We start from the raw sequence: 15,604 nt of genomic DNA, 5'->3' as shown, positions 1-15,604 counted from the left end.
TCCTTATTGACCCTGTGATTCGCTCGAAACAGCAGCCTGCGCGTCGATCCGCGCGAGGCTCTCCTCCCTGCCGAGTAGAACCAGAACATCGAAAATTCCTGGCGAGGTCGTTTGCCCCGTTAACGCCGCTCGAAGCGGCTGCGCGAGCTTGCCCAGGCCAAGCCCAAGATCCTCCGCCATTGCTTTCAGACTGGCTTCCAATGCTTCGCTTGTCCAGTCATTTTCCCGGAGCAGACGCTCCGAAATCCGTGTCAGAAGCGCGCGGGAATCCCGGTCCAGCAAGGCTTCCGCCTTCTCGGTAAGGGCCAGCGGGCGCGTCTTGAAAAGGAAGGCTGCCCCATCGGCCAGCTCGTTGAGATCCCTTGCCCGGGTCTTGAGCACCGGCATGGCCTTTTCCAGCAAGGCGAGATCGGCCTGCTGACCGATCCTGGGTGCGACGAGCCGGGCCAGCCTGCTGTCGTCGGCTTCGCGGATATATTGCCCGTTGAGATTCTGGACCTTCGCAATATCGAAGCGGGAAGGGCTCTTGCCCACGCCGTCCAGGTCGAACAGCTGGATCGCTTCTTCGCGGCCGATCACCTCCCGGTCGCCATATCCCCAGCCGAGGCGGAGCAGGTAATTGCACAGGGCCTCGGGCAGAATGCCCATCTCGTCGCGATAGGCCTCCACCCCGAGCGCGCCATGGCGCTTGGAAAGCTTGGCGCCATCCTGCCCGTGGATCAGGGGAATATGGGCATAGACCGGCATGGGCCAGCCGCCCTCGATTTCATCCATCGCCCGGATGATCGGCAATTGGCGGAATGCGTTGTTGAGATGGTCGTCCCCGCGAATGATATGGGTGACGCCCATGTCGTGATCGTCGACCACCACCGCGAGCATGTAGGTGGGCGTGCCGTCCGAGCGCAGGATGATGTAATCGTCCAGCTCGCTGTTCTGGACGGTGACGCGCCCCTGAACCGCATCGTCGATGATGGTTTCCCCGCTCTCCGGCGTCTTGATCCTCACCACGAATGGCGCGCCCGGCGGCGCTTCCGATGGATCGCGATGGCGCCAGCGCCCGTCATAGCGCAGCGGCTGCTTTGCCGCGCGTTGGGCGGCGCGCATTTCTTCCAGCTCTTCCTGGGTCGCATAGCAGCGGTAGGCGTGGCCATGTTCCAGGAGCCTTTCCGCCACCTCGACATGGCGGGCGCCCCGTTCCGACTGGAACACCGGCGCTTCGTCCCAATCCAGCCCGAGCCAGGCGAGGCCGTCGATAATGGCGTCGATCGCCTCCTGGGTGGAGCGGGCGCGGTCCGTGTCTTCAATGCGAAGCAGGGCCTTGCCGCCGTGGTGGCGCGCGAAGAGCCAGTTGAACAGGGCAGTGCGGGCGCCGCCGATATGCAGGAATCCGGTCGGGGACGGAGCAAAACGGGTGATCACAGAGTTTCCCCCTGCACTTGCCATATGCCTCCGCTTCCTTTCCTATAGCTTCATGGTCAGCAACGCCGTTCCGGAAGTGCCGATTGCCGGCCAGCACGTCCTACATGATGCTGCATTGCAGCGCCAATGGCGAATGTCGACACGCTTGTCCAGCGTGGCCGGAGCGATCGAGAGATTTCTGGGCAGATCGGGTTTCGATCGCGGCCCATGGCTGACGGTTGCCCTGGCGGGGGGAATCGCGGCCTGGTTCGTGCTGGATGGCCCGGTTCAATGGGCCTTCGCGTCCGGTATGGCCCTCATCGTCGCGGCTGTTTCCTTCCGGCTTTTGCGGGGAGAAACCCGTTATCCGCGCCTGAGCACGGCGCTGGCCGCGCTGGCGATTGCATTTCTTCTCGGGGTGCTGGTGGTCTGGTCCCGCTCGGAAATGGTCGGGGCGCAGCCTCTCGCCCGCCCGGTCGTCGCTACTTTCGATGCAAGGGTGATCGAAAACATACCTCAGCCCGCGCTTGATCGGGTTCGGCTGGTTGTCGTGACCCGGGAGCCGGATACGGCGCGGCCCATCAAGGTGCGGCTCAATTTGAAAGAGAGCGCCGATGCACGGGGCTTGCGCGAAGGTGCGGTGATCCGTCTGCGGGCCAGGCTGATGCCTCCTGCGCCGCCGATGCTGCCGGGCAGCTATGATTTCGCCCGAACCGCGTGGTTTTCGGGCCTGTCCGCCACGGGCAGCGTCATCGGCAAGGTGGAGATTCTGGAGCCGGGCAGCGAGGGACCGGGGCTTTCCGCGCTGAAGAATAGCCTGTCCGCTCATGTCCGCAAGCAGCTGGGCGGCTCGCCCGGCAGCATCGCCGCCGCCTTCGCCAGCGGCGACAGAGGCGCGATCGCGCCCGAGGACGAGGTGGCCATGCGCGATTCAGGCCTGACTCACCTGCTTTCGATCAGCGGATTGCATGTGAGCGCGGTCATCGCCGCGGCCTATCTGATGGCGATGAAGCTGCTCGCCCTGTGGCCGTGGCTTGCCCTGCGGGTGCGATTGCCGGTGGTCGCCGCCGGCGTCGGGGCCCTGGTCGGCATCGGCTATACGCTGCTGACCGGCGCGGAGGTGCCCACCATTCGCAGTTGCGCCGCCGCCGTGCTGGTGCTCATCGCCCTGGCCCTCGGCAGGGAGCCGCTGTCACTCAGGATGGTTGCGGTGGCCGCCGCCTTCGTCCTGCTGCTGTGGCCGGAGGCGCTGGCAAGCCCGAGTTTCCAGATGAGCTTTACGGCGGTGATCGCCATCGTGGCGCTTCATTCCAGCGCCCCCGTTCGTGCATTCCTGGCGCCCGGCGAGCAGGGCTGGATCATGCGCGGCGCCCGCCAGGGCCTGATGCTGCTGCTGACCGGGGTAGTGATCGAGTTCGCGCTGATGCCGATCGGGCTGTTCCATTTCCATCGTGCGGGGGTCTACGGGGCCTTCGCCAATGTCGTTGCGATCCCGCTCACTACCTTCATTTCGATGCCGCTGATCGCCCTGGCGCTGCTGCTGGATCTGGCGGGCATCGGCGGCCCCGCGTGGTGGCTCGCGGGAAAGTCGCTCGAACTGCTGCTCGCGCTCGCGCACTGGACCGCAAGCCAGCCTGGCGCCGTCACGCGGATGCCGGCCATGGCCAACTTCCATTTCGCCCTGCTCGCCGTGGGTGGGTTGTGGCTCGCGCTGTGGAGAGGCCCGATCCGCTTGTGGGGCCTGTTTCCCGCCCTGCTGGCCAGCATTCTGGTCCTCATCAGCCCCGGGCCGGATGTCCTTGTATCCAGCGATGGCCGCCATGTCGGCATAACCGGGGAAGGGGGCCGCCTGCTGGTGCTGCGCGACAGCCGGAGTTCGTTCACGCGCGAGAACCTGGTGGAACTGGCGGGAATGGATGGGGAGCCGCTGCCGCTCTCGCAATGGCGGGGAGCGCGGTGCAGCCCGGATTTCTGCGTGGCGGCCCTGAAGCGCGGCGGGCGCGAATGGCATCTGCTGATGGCCCGCAGCCGGGAGCTGGTGGCGGAGCGGGCGCTGGCCGCCGCCTGCGAGCGCGCGGACATCGTGATCGCCGATCGCACTCTGCCGCGTTCCTGCAAGCCCCGCTGGATCAAGGCCGATCGCCGGATGCTTCGGGAAACCGGCGGATTGGCGATCGACCTTGCCGGGCAATCCATCCGCACGGTCGCGGAGGATCAGGGTCAGCACGGCTGGTGGCGGCCCGGCCGCTGAAGGCGGCCGGAGACGCACCCATCAATGATAGCGCCGCAGCAGCCCCGCCAGCTTGCCTTGCACCACGACCTCGCCAGGTTCGTAGATCTGAGGCTCATAGGCGCCATTGGCGGGATCGAGGCGGATCTTGCCGTTTTCCCGGCGCAGATATTTGAGCGTCGCTTCCTCGTTGCGCACCAGCGCCACCACGATTTCCCCGTCGCGGGCCGTATCGGTGCGCTTCACCAGCGCGAAATCGCCGTCGAGAATGCCCGCTTCGATCATCGAATCACCCGATACCTCGAGCGCGTAATGCTCGCCCGAACCGAGCAGGGCGGCCGGAACCGGAAGGGTCGCCTGACCTTCCAGCGCTTCGATGGGAACGCCAGCGGCGATGCGCCCGTGCAGCGGAATTTCGATGACGTCGTTGGCCGGAGCCGGAGCGGCGGGCGGGGGGCTGGTATGGCGCGCGAGAAGATCGTTGGCAGCCGCCGAGCGGATGCCCGCCGCGCTGACATCGTCCGGCTGCTTGAGCACTTCCAGCGCGCGGGCGCGATTGGGCAGGCGGCGGATGAAGCCGCGTTCCTCCAGGGCGGAGATCAGGCGATGCACGCCTGACTTCGATTTCAGATCCAGCGCTTCCTTCATTTCCTCGAAGGAAGGCGAAATGCCGGTTTCTTCAAGCCGGGTCTGGATGAAACGGATAAGCTCGTGCTGTTTGGCGGTCAGCATGGACGCAGTTCCTCATTCTGCCTTTGGCCCTATCGTTTCTGCCGGTCCACGGCGTGAACGAATGAGGAACAAGTAAGCAACTTTCGCCTTTGAGTCAAGCGACCGGCGAGTCAAGCGACCGCAGCCGGTTGCAGCGGGAATATGCGGACCGGGGCGCCCGCCCCGAGCGCCGCCGCCCCGGCCGGGCGTTCTATCAGGGCGTTGCTCTCCGCCAGCGCATTCAGGCCGCTGCTGTCCTGTTCCGCCAGGGGAACGACATGCTCTCCATCCCACCGGGCGCGCAGGAATTCGAGCCTTTTGCCGCCTTGCGGCAGGCCGGCGCCCAACAGCGCCCGGCAGGAGTGAGGGAGCGGAGAGGCCGCCCCCAGCAAGGCCCGTGCCAGAGGCAGCAGGAACAGGAAGCCGGTGACGAAGCTGGAAACCGGGTTGCCGGGCAGGCCCAGCACCAATTGCCGCCCGCGCCCCGCCACCAGCAGGGGTTTCCCCGGCTTCATCGCGACTCGCCAGAACGCGATTTCGGCGCCCCAGTCGGTCAGCGCCGGGCGGATCAGGTCATGGTCGCCGACCGATGCGCCGCCGCTGGTCACGATCAGGTCGCACGTCTTCGCCTCATCCAGCGCCTGGGCGAGGGCATCGCGCCGGTCGGGAACCGGGCCGAGGCGCCGCGTGACGCAGGGCAGGGCGCTGAGCATCGCCTGCAGCATCGGGCCGTTGCTGGCGGGAATCTGATGGGGCGAGCAATCGGCGGGGTCGGAGGCAAGCTCGTCGCCGCTGTCGATGATCGCCACTTCGGGCCTGCGCCGCACCGGCAGGCTGGCATGGCCCGCCGATATGGCCAAGGCGAGCGCCGCTGGGCCGATCCGGGCGCCTGCCTCCAGCAGCCTGTCGCCTTCGCGGAAATCGAAGCCCGCCCGCCTGATATGCCGTCCGGCGCGCGGGGGATCACCTGCGATGCCGAGCGTCTCGCCGTCGCGCGCGGCATCTTCCTGCAGGAATACGGCATCCGCGCCGCCCGGAATCACCGCTCCGGTGGAGATGCGCACGGCCTCGCCGGGATCGAGGGGTCCGGCGAAGGGATGCCCTGCGGCGCTTTCCCCGATCACGCGCCAGCTGGTCCTGCCGGCATCCGCCAGCGCATAGCCGTCCATCGCGGAAAGGTCGGCCGGGGGCTGGGTGCGGCGGGCGTTGAGGGGAGCGGCCAGATAGCGGCCCAGCGCCGAGGCCGTGTCGACCTGCTCGACCGGCAGCGGTTCGGCCAGTTTCAGCAGTTCCGCCTGCGCTTCCGCCAGGGGCAGGGCGGCGCTCATCCTTGCGCCCGCCAGTCGCCTGATTTGCCCCCGCTTTTGGAAAGGAGGCGAACTTCCTCGACGACCATCGCCTTGTCGATGGCCTTGGCCATGTCGTAGATGGTCAGCAAGGCGATGGAAACCGCCACCATCGCTTCCATTTCCACCCCGGTCCTGCCGGTCAGGGAAGCGGTCGCCGTCGCGCGCAAGGCATCGTCCTCGAACGCGAAATCCAGCGTCACCGCATCCAGCGCCAGCGGATGGCACAGCGGGATCAGCTCTCCGGTCCTCTTCGCGGCCATGATCCCGGCGATGCGCGCCGCCGCGAGCACGTCGCCCTTGGGCACATCGCCGTCGCGGATCGCGGCCAGGGCCTGCGCCGACATGCGGATGCGGCCAGTGGCGATAGCCTTGCGCACCGTTTCCGCCTTGCCGCCGACATCCACCATCCGGGCGTGGCCCTGCTCGTCGAGATGGGTGAGCCTGCTCATCGCGCGAAACCGGAAACCGGGCGGGGGGTTGACACAGTTGACACTGTTCTGGAGCAAAAAACCGATCCCGGCCGCAAGGGGCTGAATCCGCGGGTTTCGATGCTTGGCTTGGCGTTCATTGCGCCCTCATGCCAGAGCTTTGCGCGGTAGGACAGGGCGGATTGGAATGGGGCTTGTCCGGTCGTCCGGTTGCTGGCGTTTTGCGTTTCGGGTCGTGCCAGCCCCTGCGACGAGGAAGGAAACGGCCGCCTCAGCCTTCCAGCAAGGCCTTCGTCGCTGCCGTCACATCGTCCTGCCGCATCAGGCTCTCGCCCACCAGGAAAGTGCGGGCGCCGCATCGCTCCAGCCGCAGCAGGTCGTCATGCGTGTTGATGCCGCTTTCGCTGACCAGCAGCGTGCCTTCGGGCGCGAGCGGGGCAAGCCGCTCGGTAACCGCAAGATCGGTGACGAAGCGCTTGAGGTCGCGGTTGTTCACACCGATCAGGCGGGAGTATAGCCGGGCCGCGCGTTCCATCTCCGCTTCATTGTGGACTTCGACCAGCACATCCATGCCGCGCTCCAGCGCAGCGGCCTCGATCTCGGTCATGACCCCATCGTCGAGAGCCGCGACAATGATCAGGATCGCATCGGCGCCGATCGCCCGGGCTTCGGCGACCTGCCATGGGTCGACCATGAAATCCTTGCGCAGGACGGGCAGCGAGCAGGCCGCGCGTGCCTCGATCAGGAAATCCTCGTGCCCCTGGAAGTAAGGCGCGTCGGTGAGCACCGAAAGGCAGGCCGCGCCCCCGTGCTCATAGGCCAGCGCATGTTCCGCCGGGCGGAAATCCGCGCGGATCAGGCCCTTGGACGGGGAGGCCTTCTTGATCTCGGCAATCAGGGCAAAGCCGTTCGCCGCCTTTGCCTCCAGCGCCTTGCGGAAACCCCTTGGCGCGGTCTGGGCGGCGGCGCGGGCGTCGAGGTCCGCCAGCGTGGCGTATTGCTGGCGCAGGGCGACTTCCGCGCGCTTCGTATCGCAGATTTCGGTGAGCTTGTCGGTCATTTCAGCGCTGCGATCCAGCAGTCCAGCAAGGTGTTGGCAAGCCCCTTGTCGAGCGCCTCGGCCGCTTCCTCCACGCCTTCGCGCCATTCGCTGACCTCTCCGGCCACGATCAGCGCCCCGGCGGCGTTGAACAGCACGGCATCGCGATAGGGACCTTCCTCGCCCCTCAGCAAACGGCGCAGGGCCGCCGCATTGAACGCCGGGTCGCCTCCCCGGATCGCTTCGACCGGGCTGGCGGGCAGGCCCGCATCCGCTGGCGAGACCCGCTGCATGACGAAGCCCGTCGAGCTTATCAGGGCGACTTCGTTCCCGCCCGCCAGACTCAGCTCGTCCAGTCCTTCATCGCCCGAGACGATCAGCGAACGCTCGCTGCCGAGCCGCGCCAGCGCGTCGGCATAGATCGGGACATAGGCGGGGCGCGCGATGCCGATCAGCTGGCGGCGCACCCCGGCCGGATTGGCGAGCGGGCCAAGCAGGTTGAAGATAGTGCGGCGGCCGATGGCCTTGCGGATCGGCATGATGCGGCCCATCGCCGGATGGTGCCTGCCCGCGAACAGGAAGCAGATGCCGAGGTCGGCCAGCGTTTCCTCCGCGGTTTCGGCGGCGCGATCCAGATTGAGGCCCAGCGCTTCCAGCGTATCCGCCGCCCCCGCCTTGGACGAGGCCGCGCGATTGCCGTGCTTGGCCACCGGCACGCCGCAGGCCGCGACGACCAGCGAGACGGCGGTGGAGACATTCAGCGTATGATGCCCGTCCCCGCCCGTGCCGCAGACGTCCATGGCGTTGGCGGGCGCCTTCACCGGGATCAGCCGTGCCCGCATCGCCCGGGCCGCGCCCGCGATTTCCGATGCGGTCTCTCCCCGGTCCGAAAGTTCGGTCAGGAAACGGGCGATGTCCTCATCGGTGAACCGGCCGTCCAGCATCGCCCCGAAGGCGGCCTCCGCCTCATCCTCCGACAGCGGCTGCGTGACGTGAGGCAGGGCGTTCATGCCGGCGCGTTCGCTTCCAGCCCGCAAATCCTCAGGAAATTGGCGAGCAGGGCGTGGCCGTGTTCGGTCGCGATGCTTTCCGGGTGGAATTGCACGCCATGGATCGGCAGGCGGGCGTGGCGAAAACCCATGACATGCCCGTCATCCGATGTGGCGTTCACCGCCAGCACGGGCGGAATATTCTCGACGACCAGCGAATGATAGCGGGTCGCGGCGAAGGGCGAGGGGATGCCCGCGAACACGCCGCTGCCGTCGTGGGTGACGGATGAGGTCTTGCCGTGCATCAGCCCGCCGCGCACCACCTTTCCGCCGAAATACTGGCCGATCGCCTGGTGGCCGAGGCACACGCCCAGCAGCGGCTTGCCGGAATCGGCGGCGGCGCCCACCAGTTCGAGGCTGATCCCGGCTTCGTTCGGAGTGCAGGGGCCGGGCGAGATGAGGAAACCGCGCGCGCCGGAATCGAGCGCCTGTGCCGCGCTCAGGGCATCGTTGCGGACCACTTCCACCGTGGCGCCCAGCTCCATTAGATAATGGACCAGGTTCCAGGTGAAGCTGTCGTAATTGTCGATGACGAGGATCATGATGGCCAGCCTATTGCCCGAAGCGCGGCTCTTCCGCCACCCTTGCGGCTTCGCGCGCGGCGGCGATCAGCGCCCCGGCCTTCGCCTCGCATTCGCGCTGCTCGTATTCGGGCTGGCTGTCCGCCACGATACCGGCCCCGGCCTGGACATGCATGGTGCCGTCCTTGACCACCGCCGTCCGCAGCACGATGCAGCTGTCCACCGAGCCGTCGGGCGCGAAATATCCCACTCCGCCGGCATAGGCGCCGCGTGTTTCCGGCTCCAGCTCGGCGATGATCTCGCAGGCCCGGATCTTGGGGGCGCCGCTCACGGTTCCGGCGGGAAATCCGGCGAACAGGGCATCCAGGGCATCCCGCTTCGGATCGAGCTTGCCGACCACATTGCTGACGATATGCATGACATGGCTGTAGCGCTCGATCGTGAAGCTGTCGGTCACGGCAACGCTGTTGGCCGCCGCCACCCGCCCGACATCGTTGCGGCCGAGATCGAGCAGCATGAGATGCTCCGCCAGCTCCTTGGGATCGGCGAGCAGGCTCTCCTCGTTGAACCTGTCCTCCTCGGGCGTCTTGCCGCGCGGGCGGGTTCCGGCGATCGGCCGGATCGTGACCTCGCCATCGCGCACCCGGACCAGGATTTCAGGGCTGGAGCCGATCAGGGCGAAGCCGGGAAGATCGAGGAAATAGAGGAACGGCGAGGGATTCACGCGCCGCAACGCCCGGTAGAGGTCGCTGGGCGGCAAGGGGAAGGGGCATGTGAAGCGCTGGGCGAGCACTACCTGAAAGATGTCCCCGGCTTCGATATATTCCTTGGCCTTGAGCACCATGGACCTGTAGGCGCCTGGGGCCATGACCGGCTCCAGCGCCAGCTCGGGCAGGCCGGTCGCGTTCCGGTGCTGCGGCAGGGGCGCGGACAGCTTGCGCAGGGTTTCGTCGATCCGTTCGCTCGCGTCGCGGATCGCCGCCTCGGGTTCCGCATCCCCGGCCCATAGCGGAGCGACGCAGAACAGCTGGTCGGACAGCCGGTCGAACACCAGGATGACCGTGGGGCGGACGAACAGCATGTCGGGCAGTTCGAGGCTGCTCTGCCGGGCGCGGGGCAGTTTTTCGACCAGTCCGATCGTCTCATATCCGAAATAGCCGACCAGACAGGCCAGCACCGGCGGCAGTTCCGGGGGGAGATTCTCGATCCGGCAGGCGGCCGCCAATGTATGGAGTTCCGCGAGGCTGTCATTCCCCATCGGCGCGAAGGCCGACCGATCCCGCTGCCAGTCGCGGTTGACTTCGCAGGCGACGCCGGTGGCCCGGAAGACCAGATCGGGGTCGAGGCCCAGCAGGCTGTAGCGCCCGCGGATTTCCCCGCCTTCCACGGATTCGAGCAGGAAATCCCCCCGCTCCGGCTCCATCAGCTTGAGCGCGGCGCCGACCGGGGTTTCCGTATCGGCCACCAGCCGCCGCCAGATCAGCGATGCGCGCCCTTCGCCAAGCGCCTGACGGGCAAATTCGGCATTCTCCGGCAAGCTGCCCATCGCATCTGCCGACATCATTCTCCACCGGCCAATTGGCGGCGGACCGCGGCAATGCCCTTTTCATTCCGGGTCACGCCCAGTTCCTTGCGGATCGCCTTGACGAGCTGGTCGGTATATTCGGTGGATACATTGGCGGTGAGCTGCTGGCGGGTCATCGCGATCACCGGATCGTTCGCCTCGAGCTTGCCGGGCACGATGTCCTGCAACTGCACCACGAACCAGCCATTGTCCGCCGGTCCGGCCAGCCGCTTCGCGGTGCCTTCCGCCATGCTGAACATCAGCACGATGGCAGGCGGCGGGCGCTGCCCCATCCTGCGAAGGTCATCGAGGCCGAGGTCGAGCTTGTCCGGAGCGGGAAGCGGCTTCTTTTCCTCGGCCACCGCCTGGGCGAGCGGCATGCCCTTGGCAATCCGGGCGAGCACTCTGTCAGCGGCCTGCTTGGCGGCTTCCGATCCTTTGGAAAGAATCCAGCCGTCCCGGACATCGTCCTTGATTTCGGCAAGCGGGGCGGGTGCGGAGGGCGTGACTTCCGCCACGTCGAAGATCAGGAAAACCTTGCCCGGCTCCACTTCGGCCAGCTGAGGCTCGCCCTCTTCCATCGAGAAAGCCGTTGAAAGCGCGGGCGCGAGCACCGGCGGCGCGGTTCCCTCGGCAGAGCGATACACCCGGCCGTCGGCAGTGAGGGGCTTGGTGGTCTGCACCGTGAGATTGAGGCTCTTGGCTGTGTCGGCAAGGCTGGAACCCTGGTCGAACTGTTCCTCGATCTTGGCGGCGAGGTCGGACAAGGCGGTCTGGCGCTGCTCGGCGGAAAGCTGGGCGACGATCTCATTGCGGACCTGGGCCAGCGTGCGGGCAGGGGTGCGGCTGATCGAATCGACCCGAATCACGTGCCAGCCCAGGCTGCTGCGGGCGGGCTGTGCGATCTTCCCCTCCGCCGCGGCGAAAGCGGCATCGGCGACCGCGAGGGAAGCCTGCGTGGCGAGGCCGGCCTTGTCGATGGTGGGAAGCGTGGCCGCCGCGAGGCCCTTGCTCCTGGCCACTTCCTCAAGCGGGGCGCCCGATGCGGCCTGCGTCGCGATCGCCTTGGCTGCCGCTTCCGTGGGAGCGATAACCTGGCTGAATTTGCGGTTTTCCTTCGCGCCATACTGCGCCGCGTCGCGCTGGAAACGCGCCGCGATCTCCGCCTCCGTGGGCGCGCGAGGATTGCCAAGCGCTTCCAGCCCGAAGGTCGCAAAGCGGATCACGCGCCGCTCAGGGCGAATATAGCGGTCGCGGTTGGCGGCGTAATATTGCTGGAGCTGGGCGTCGGTCGGGTTTTCCTTGGGCGCGTAGGCTTCACTCGGGAAAACGGCGATCCCGCCCTTGCGGCGTTCCTTCAGCAACACGGCATAGCGTTCGACCTGCTGCTGGGGCACGCTTGCGCCAAAGCCGGCGGGAACCAGAATCTGCCGCGCGGCGAGACCTTTCACCAGATCGTCGCGAACGGCCTTGTCGGTCAGGCCCTGCTGTTGCAGCGCCTGCTGGTAAAGTTTCTCGTCGAATTTGCCGTCAGCGCCCTTGAATGCGGGAATCATGGCGATTTCGCTGTCGACCAGCCTGTGACCCACTCTCAGGCCGTTGTCCTTTGCGAAGCCCGCCACCGCAAAGCGGTCGATCAGTTCGTCGAGCACGCGATTCAGCCCGTCCTGCTTGAGGAAGAATTCCATGGTGAGGGTCGGGTCGCGCTGCTTGATTCGGTCCAGCGCCTCGTTCGCGGCGCGGTTCAGGTCGGCGGTCGAGATTCTTTCATCGCCTACGTTCGCGACGCGATCTCCGCCGGCAACGCCGCCGAATGTGCCCATGTTCGCGACATCGCCGCTGGCGAAGGAGAAGGCGATAATGCCCAGCAGCGCGAGGGTTACGCCAACCCCGGCCTTGGAACTGAAGAAACTGCGGAAAAACTGGAGCATGGAACCGGCCGTCTGGCTTGAGAGCATGGGTCGGCGACAAGCCGCCGATTATATGTGAGTGCTGCGCTTTATATCCGGTGCGACGCTGCCGCAACCATGCAACGACAGGCAGGGCCAATCGAGGCGAACCGTTTTGACAACTGCGCCCGGTCGGTCTAGCGGGCGCATCCCAGCCATTCGTAGATTGGCGCCTTCCATCAAACAGAGAAAGTCAGATGTCGCAGCGGCCTTACATTGTCGGCAATTGGAAGATGCACGGAACCCGCGCAATGCTCGCGGAAGCCAGGGCGATCGACCGCGCTTCGGAACGCCTCATGACTGCGGAAGTAGCGCTGGCGCCGCCTTTCACCCTGATTCACGCGACCCGCAACGAAGCCTCTCTGATCGGCGTGGGGGCGCAGGATTGTCATGCGGCGGACGGCGGGGCCCATACCGGCGATATTTCGGCGGCCATGCTCAAGGATGCCGGAGCCAGCTTCTGCATCGTCGGGCATAGCGAGCGCCGCGCCGATCATGGCGAAACCGATGCGATCGTGCGGGCCAAGGCGGAAGCCGCGCTGAAAGTCGGCCTCGGGGTGATTATCTGCGTGGGCGAAAGCGAAGCGCAGCGCGATGCCGGCAATGCGGAAGATGTCGTTCTCGGGCAGATCGAGGGATCGCTGCCGACCGGCTACAATGCCGATCACATCAGCATCGCCTATGAGCCGGTCTGGGCCATCGGCACGGGCCGCACGCCCACGCTGGAGGACATCGCCGCGATGCACCAGGCGATTCGGGGCAAGCTGGTCAGCCTCTATGCCGAGGCGGGCGCGAATATCCGCATCCTCTATGGCGGCTCGGTCAATGCGGCGAATGCCGCGGAAATCCTGGCGGTCAAGGAAGTGGGCGGCGCCCTGGTGGGCGGCGCCAGCCTGACGGCGGAAAAATTCCTGGGCGTGATCGCCGGGGCACCCGACGAGGCGCTCGATTGATGAGGATCGAGCCTCGCGGCTTGCATCCCTTGCGGATGCGCCTGTGCAGGGCTAAGGCCCGTCCCGTCGTCAGTCGATAAGGTCGATACCAGCAATGTCCCTCTTTTTCTTCTTGATGGTAGTGCAGGCGATTGTGGGCGCGGCGCTGGTCGCCGTGATCCTCATGCAGCGCTCCGAGGGCGGCGGCCTGGGGGTCGGCGGGAACCCGTCCGGCCTGATGTCGGCGCGCGGCGCGGCTGACTTCCTGACCCGGACGACGGCCGTCCTTGCCACGATATTCGTCGTCCTCAGCATCGCGCTCGCGGCGCTTGCGGTCGGCAGCACCACGGGCAGGGAGATAGATACGTCGCTGGACCGTTCGGTCGAGCAGGCCCCGCTCACGGCCGATCCGCTGGCGCAGCCCGCTGGTCCGGCCGGAACGGCGCAACCGCCTGGCGAGGCCGGGGGCGCTACCGCGCCTGCGGACCCTCTCGGCGGGGCAGGGCAATAGGCTCCAGCTTCCGGTCGACCCTTCGTTTTCCCGAAAATCTCTTTCAGGCGTTTTCAACTGTGCAAATTTCGCGCTTGCCGCATCATCCCCGCTTGCCTCGAATCCGGTTCTGCGCCTAAGGCCCGACTCCCATGGCGCGGTTCATTTTTATCACCGGCGGCGTGGTTTCCTCGCTCGGCAAGGGTCTTATGGCGGCAAGCCTCGCGGCGTTGCTGCAGGCTCGGGGCTATCGGGTCAGGATTCGCAAGTTCGATCCCTATCTGAACGTCGATCCCGGCACGATGTCGCCCTATCAGCATGGCGAAGTCTATGTGACCGATGACGGGGCCGAAACCGACCTCGATCTGGGCCATTACGAACGGTTTACCGGCGTGTCGGCGCGCCAGTCCGACAATGTGACGTCGGGACGGATCTACCAGCAGATCATCGCCAAGGAACGGCGCGGGGATTATCTCGGCGCCACGGTCCAGGTCATCCCCCATGTCACCGATGCCATCAAAGAATTCGCCCAGGCCGATACCGACGATCTCGACTTCGTGCTGTGCGAGATCGGCGGCACGGTGGGCGACATCGAGAGCCTGCCCTTCATCGAAGCCATTCGCCAGCTGCGCAACGAACTGGGCCGGGAGCAGAGCTGCTCGGTTCACGTGACGCTCGTCCCCTATGTTTCCGCGGCGGGCGAACTGAAAACCAAGCCGACCCAGCATTCCGTCCGTGAGCTGACGAGCCTGGGCGTCCAGCCGGATCTTCTGCTGTGCCGTTGCGAGAGGCCGCTTCCCGATGGCGAGCGGGCCAAGATCGCGCTGTTCTGCAATGTCCGCAAGGAAGCGGTCATCCCGGCGCTCGACGCCACCAGCATCTATGCCGTGCCGCTGCAGTATCACGAAGAGGGGCTGGATGCCGAAGTGCTGCGGCATTTCGGGCTGACCTCGTCCTTGCCCGATCTGTCCCGGTGGAACGACATCATCGATCGCTATCACAACCCGGAAGGCGAAGTGACCATCGGGGTGGTGGGCAAATATGTGGGCCTGCCCGACGCCTACAAGTCGCTCAACGAAGCGCTGATCCATGGCGGAATGGCGAACCGGGTCAAGGTCAACATTCGCTGGATAGACGCGGAGATTTTCGAACAGGACGACGCCGCCATCGCCGCCCAGCTGGAGCCGATGCACGCTATCCTGGTGCCGGGCGGCTTCGGGGAGAGAGGCTCCGAGGGCAAGATCGCGGCCGTGCGGTTCGCGCGGGAGCGCAAGGTTCCCTTCCTGGGGATATGCCTTGGCATGCAGATGGCCTGCATCGAGGGGGCGAGGAACACCGCGGGTATTTCTGCGGCATCTTCGACGGAGTTCGGCCCGACCAGAGAGCCGGTCGTCGGCATCATCACCGAATGGATGAGCGAGGAAGGCTTGCAGACCCGTTCCCAGGGCGGCGATCTGGGCGGCACCATGCGGCTTGGCGCCTATCCCGCGGAGTTGGCAGGCAACAGCCAGGCCGCGTCGATCTATGGAGCAAGGCAGATTTCGGAGCGCCACCGCCATCGCTATGAAGTGAACGTGGCTTATCGGGAGGCGCTGGAGAAGGGCGGCCTCGTGTTCTCCGGCATGTCCCCCGATGGCCTGCTGCCGGAAATCATCGAAAGGCCGGATCATCCATGGTTCGTCGGCGTCCAGTTCCATCCGGAGCTGAAGAGCAAGCCTTTCGATCCGCACCCGCTGTTCTCGGGCTTCGTGGCCGCCGCTCTGCGCCAGTCGCGTCTGGTGTGATGGTGTGAATTCTCTCGCGTAAACATTTCGATACGCGATTCGTCTTGGAATGGGCCGCGCCGAAAATTCTGCTTGCGCCCGGCTGTCCAGCCCGTCAGCCTGTCCCTGTTCTGAGCATTACTGGCCCGGACAGCCTTGTTCCGGGAATGGACGCCTCAGT

At 66.2% G+C, this 15,604-nt stretch carries 13 protein-coding genes; 4 read left to right on the top strand and 9 right to left on the bottom strand.

What is annotated here, in order from left to right:
* Positions 1–3 precede the first annotated feature (3 nt).
* Positions 4–1,443, bottom strand: coding sequence for a glutamate--tRNA ligase (gene gltX / locus U8326_RS06560; protein ID WP_324743096.1), 1,440 nt, complete (start codon positions 1,441–1,443; stop codon positions 4–6).
* Between the two features lie 28 nt (positions 1,444–1,471).
* On the opposite strand from gltX, the gene U8326_RS06555 reads away from it, so the two are divergent.
* Entirely contained in the window at positions 1,472–3,649 is a 2,178-nt protein-coding gene (locus tag U8326_RS06555; protein WP_324743095.1) for a ComEC/Rec2 family competence protein, read from the top strand.
* 21 nt (positions 3,650–3,670) lie between these two features.
* Here the strand turns inward: U8326_RS06555 and lexA are convergent, their stop codons facing one another.
* From lexA to U8326_RS06515, 8 genes are all read right to left on the bottom strand, one after another.
* Entirely contained in the window at positions 3,671–4,360 is a 690-nt protein-coding gene (lexA, locus tag U8326_RS06550; protein WP_324743094.1) for a transcriptional repressor LexA, read from the bottom strand.
* A gap of 110 nt (positions 4,361–4,470) precedes the next feature.
* Positions 4,471–5,667, bottom strand: coding sequence for a molybdopterin molybdotransferase MoeA (locus U8326_RS06545; protein ID WP_324743091.1), 1,197 nt, complete (start codon positions 5,665–5,667; stop codon positions 4,471–4,473).
* On the bottom strand, positions 5,664–6,137 hold the full coding sequence (moaC, locus tag U8326_RS06540) for a cyclic pyranopterin monophosphate synthase MoaC (RefSeq protein WP_324743090.1): 474 nt from the start codon (positions 6,135–6,137) through the stop codon (positions 5,664–5,666). Before moaC ends, U8326_RS06545 begins: the two co-directional genes overlap by 4 nt.
* Positions 6,138–6,387: 250 nt before the next feature.
* A complete protein-coding gene (gene trpC / locus U8326_RS06535) occupies positions 6,388–7,176 on the bottom strand; it encodes an indole-3-glycerol phosphate synthase TrpC (RefSeq protein WP_324743089.1) in 789 nt (262 codons plus the stop codon).
* Positions 7,173–8,165, bottom strand: a complete 993-nt coding sequence (trpD, locus tag U8326_RS06530; RefSeq protein WP_324743088.1) for an anthranilate phosphoribosyltransferase — start codon at positions 8,163–8,165, stop codon at positions 7,173–7,175. Before trpD ends, trpC begins: the two co-directional genes overlap by 4 nt.
* Positions 8,162–8,746 (bottom strand): aminodeoxychorismate/anthranilate synthase component II, encoded by a 585-nt coding sequence (locus tag U8326_RS06525; RefSeq protein WP_324743087.1) that lies wholly within the window; start codon positions 8,744–8,746, stop codon positions 8,162–8,164. The genes trpD and U8326_RS06525 overlap by 4 nt, the downstream gene beginning before the upstream one ends.
* A 10-nt stretch (positions 8,747–8,756) precedes the next feature.
* Positions 8,757–10,289, bottom strand: coding sequence for an anthranilate synthase component I (gene trpE / locus U8326_RS06520; protein WP_416385519.1), 1,533 nt, complete (start codon positions 10,287–10,289; stop codon positions 8,757–8,759).
* Positions 10,286–12,220, bottom strand: coding sequence for a peptidylprolyl isomerase (locus tag U8326_RS06515; protein WP_324743086.1), 1,935 nt, complete (start codon positions 12,218–12,220; stop codon positions 10,286–10,288). Before U8326_RS06515 ends, trpE begins: the two co-directional genes overlap by 4 nt.
* A 215-nt stretch (positions 12,221–12,435) precedes the next feature.
* On the opposite strand from U8326_RS06515, the gene tpiA reads away from it, so the two are divergent.
* The 3 genes from tpiA to U8326_RS06500 all read left to right on the top strand — a co-directional run bounded on the left by tpiA (position 12,436) and on the right by U8326_RS06500 (position 15,444).
* Positions 12,436–13,191, top strand: coding sequence for a triose-phosphate isomerase (gene tpiA / locus U8326_RS06510; RefSeq protein ID WP_324743085.1), 756 nt, complete (start codon positions 12,436–12,438; stop codon positions 13,189–13,191).
* A gap of 94 nt (positions 13,192–13,285) precedes the next feature.
* Positions 13,286–13,681, top strand: coding sequence for a preprotein translocase subunit SecG (gene secG / locus U8326_RS06505; protein WP_324743084.1), 396 nt, complete (start codon positions 13,286–13,288; stop codon positions 13,679–13,681).
* Between the two features lie 131 nt (positions 13,682–13,812).
* Positions 13,813–15,444, top strand: a complete 1,632-nt coding sequence (locus U8326_RS06500) for a CTP synthase (RefSeq protein WP_324743083.1) — start codon at positions 13,813–13,815, stop codon at positions 15,442–15,444.
* Positions 15,445–15,604: the final 160 nt, after the last annotated feature.

This window comes from Tsuneonella sp. CC-YZS046 (assembly GCF_035581365.1).
Classification (GTDB): Bacteria; Pseudomonadota; Alphaproteobacteria; order Sphingomonadales; family Sphingomonadaceae; genus JAWKXU01.
Note: the sequence above shows the minus strand (reverse complement) of the source record. Positions and strands in the feature narration are given on the sequence as shown.

Coding starts and splice junctions, on each gene's coding strand:
- gltX (WP_324743096.1), bottom strand. CDS start 1,443: ATGGCAAGTGCAGGGGGAAACTCTGTGATCACCCGTTTTGCTCCGTCC.
- U8326_RS06555 (WP_324743095.1), top strand. CDS start 1,472: ATGGTCAGCAACGCCGTTCCGGAAGTGCCGATTGCCGGCCAGCACGTC.
- lexA (WP_324743094.1), bottom strand. CDS start 4,360: ATGCTGACCGCCAAACAGCACGAGCTTATCCGTTTCATCCAGACCCGG.
- U8326_RS06545 (WP_324743091.1), bottom strand. CDS start 5,667: ATGAGCGCCGCCCTGCCCCTGGCGGAAGCGCAGGCGGAACTGCTGAAA.
- moaC (WP_324743090.1), bottom strand. CDS start 6,137: ATGAGCAGGCTCACCCATCTCGACGAGCAGGGCCACGCCCGGATGGTG.
- trpC (WP_324743089.1), bottom strand. CDS start 7,176: ATGACCGACAAGCTCACCGAAATCTGCGATACGAAGCGCGCGGAAGTC.
- trpD (WP_324743088.1), bottom strand. CDS start 8,165: ATGAACGCCCTGCCTCACGTCACGCAGCCGCTGTCGGAGGATGAGGCG.
- U8326_RS06525 (WP_324743087.1), bottom strand. CDS start 8,746: ATGATCCTCGTCATCGACAATTACGACAGCTTCACCTGGAACCTGGTC.
- trpE (WP_416385519.1), bottom strand. CDS start 10,289: ATGATGTCGGCAGATGCGATGGGCAGCTTGCCGGAGAATGCCGAATTT.
- U8326_RS06515 (WP_324743086.1), bottom strand. CDS start 12,220: ATGCTCCAGTTTTTCCGCAGTTTCTTCAGTTCCAAGGCCGGGGTTGGC.
- tpiA (WP_324743085.1), top strand. CDS start 12,436: ATGTCGCAGCGGCCTTACATTGTCGGCAATTGGAAGATGCACGGAACC.
- secG (WP_324743084.1), top strand. CDS start 13,286: ATGTCCCTCTTTTTCTTCTTGATGGTAGTGCAGGCGATTGTGGGCGCG.
- U8326_RS06500 (WP_324743083.1), top strand. CDS start 13,813: ATGGCGCGGTTCATTTTTATCACCGGCGGCGTGGTTTCCTCGCTCGGC.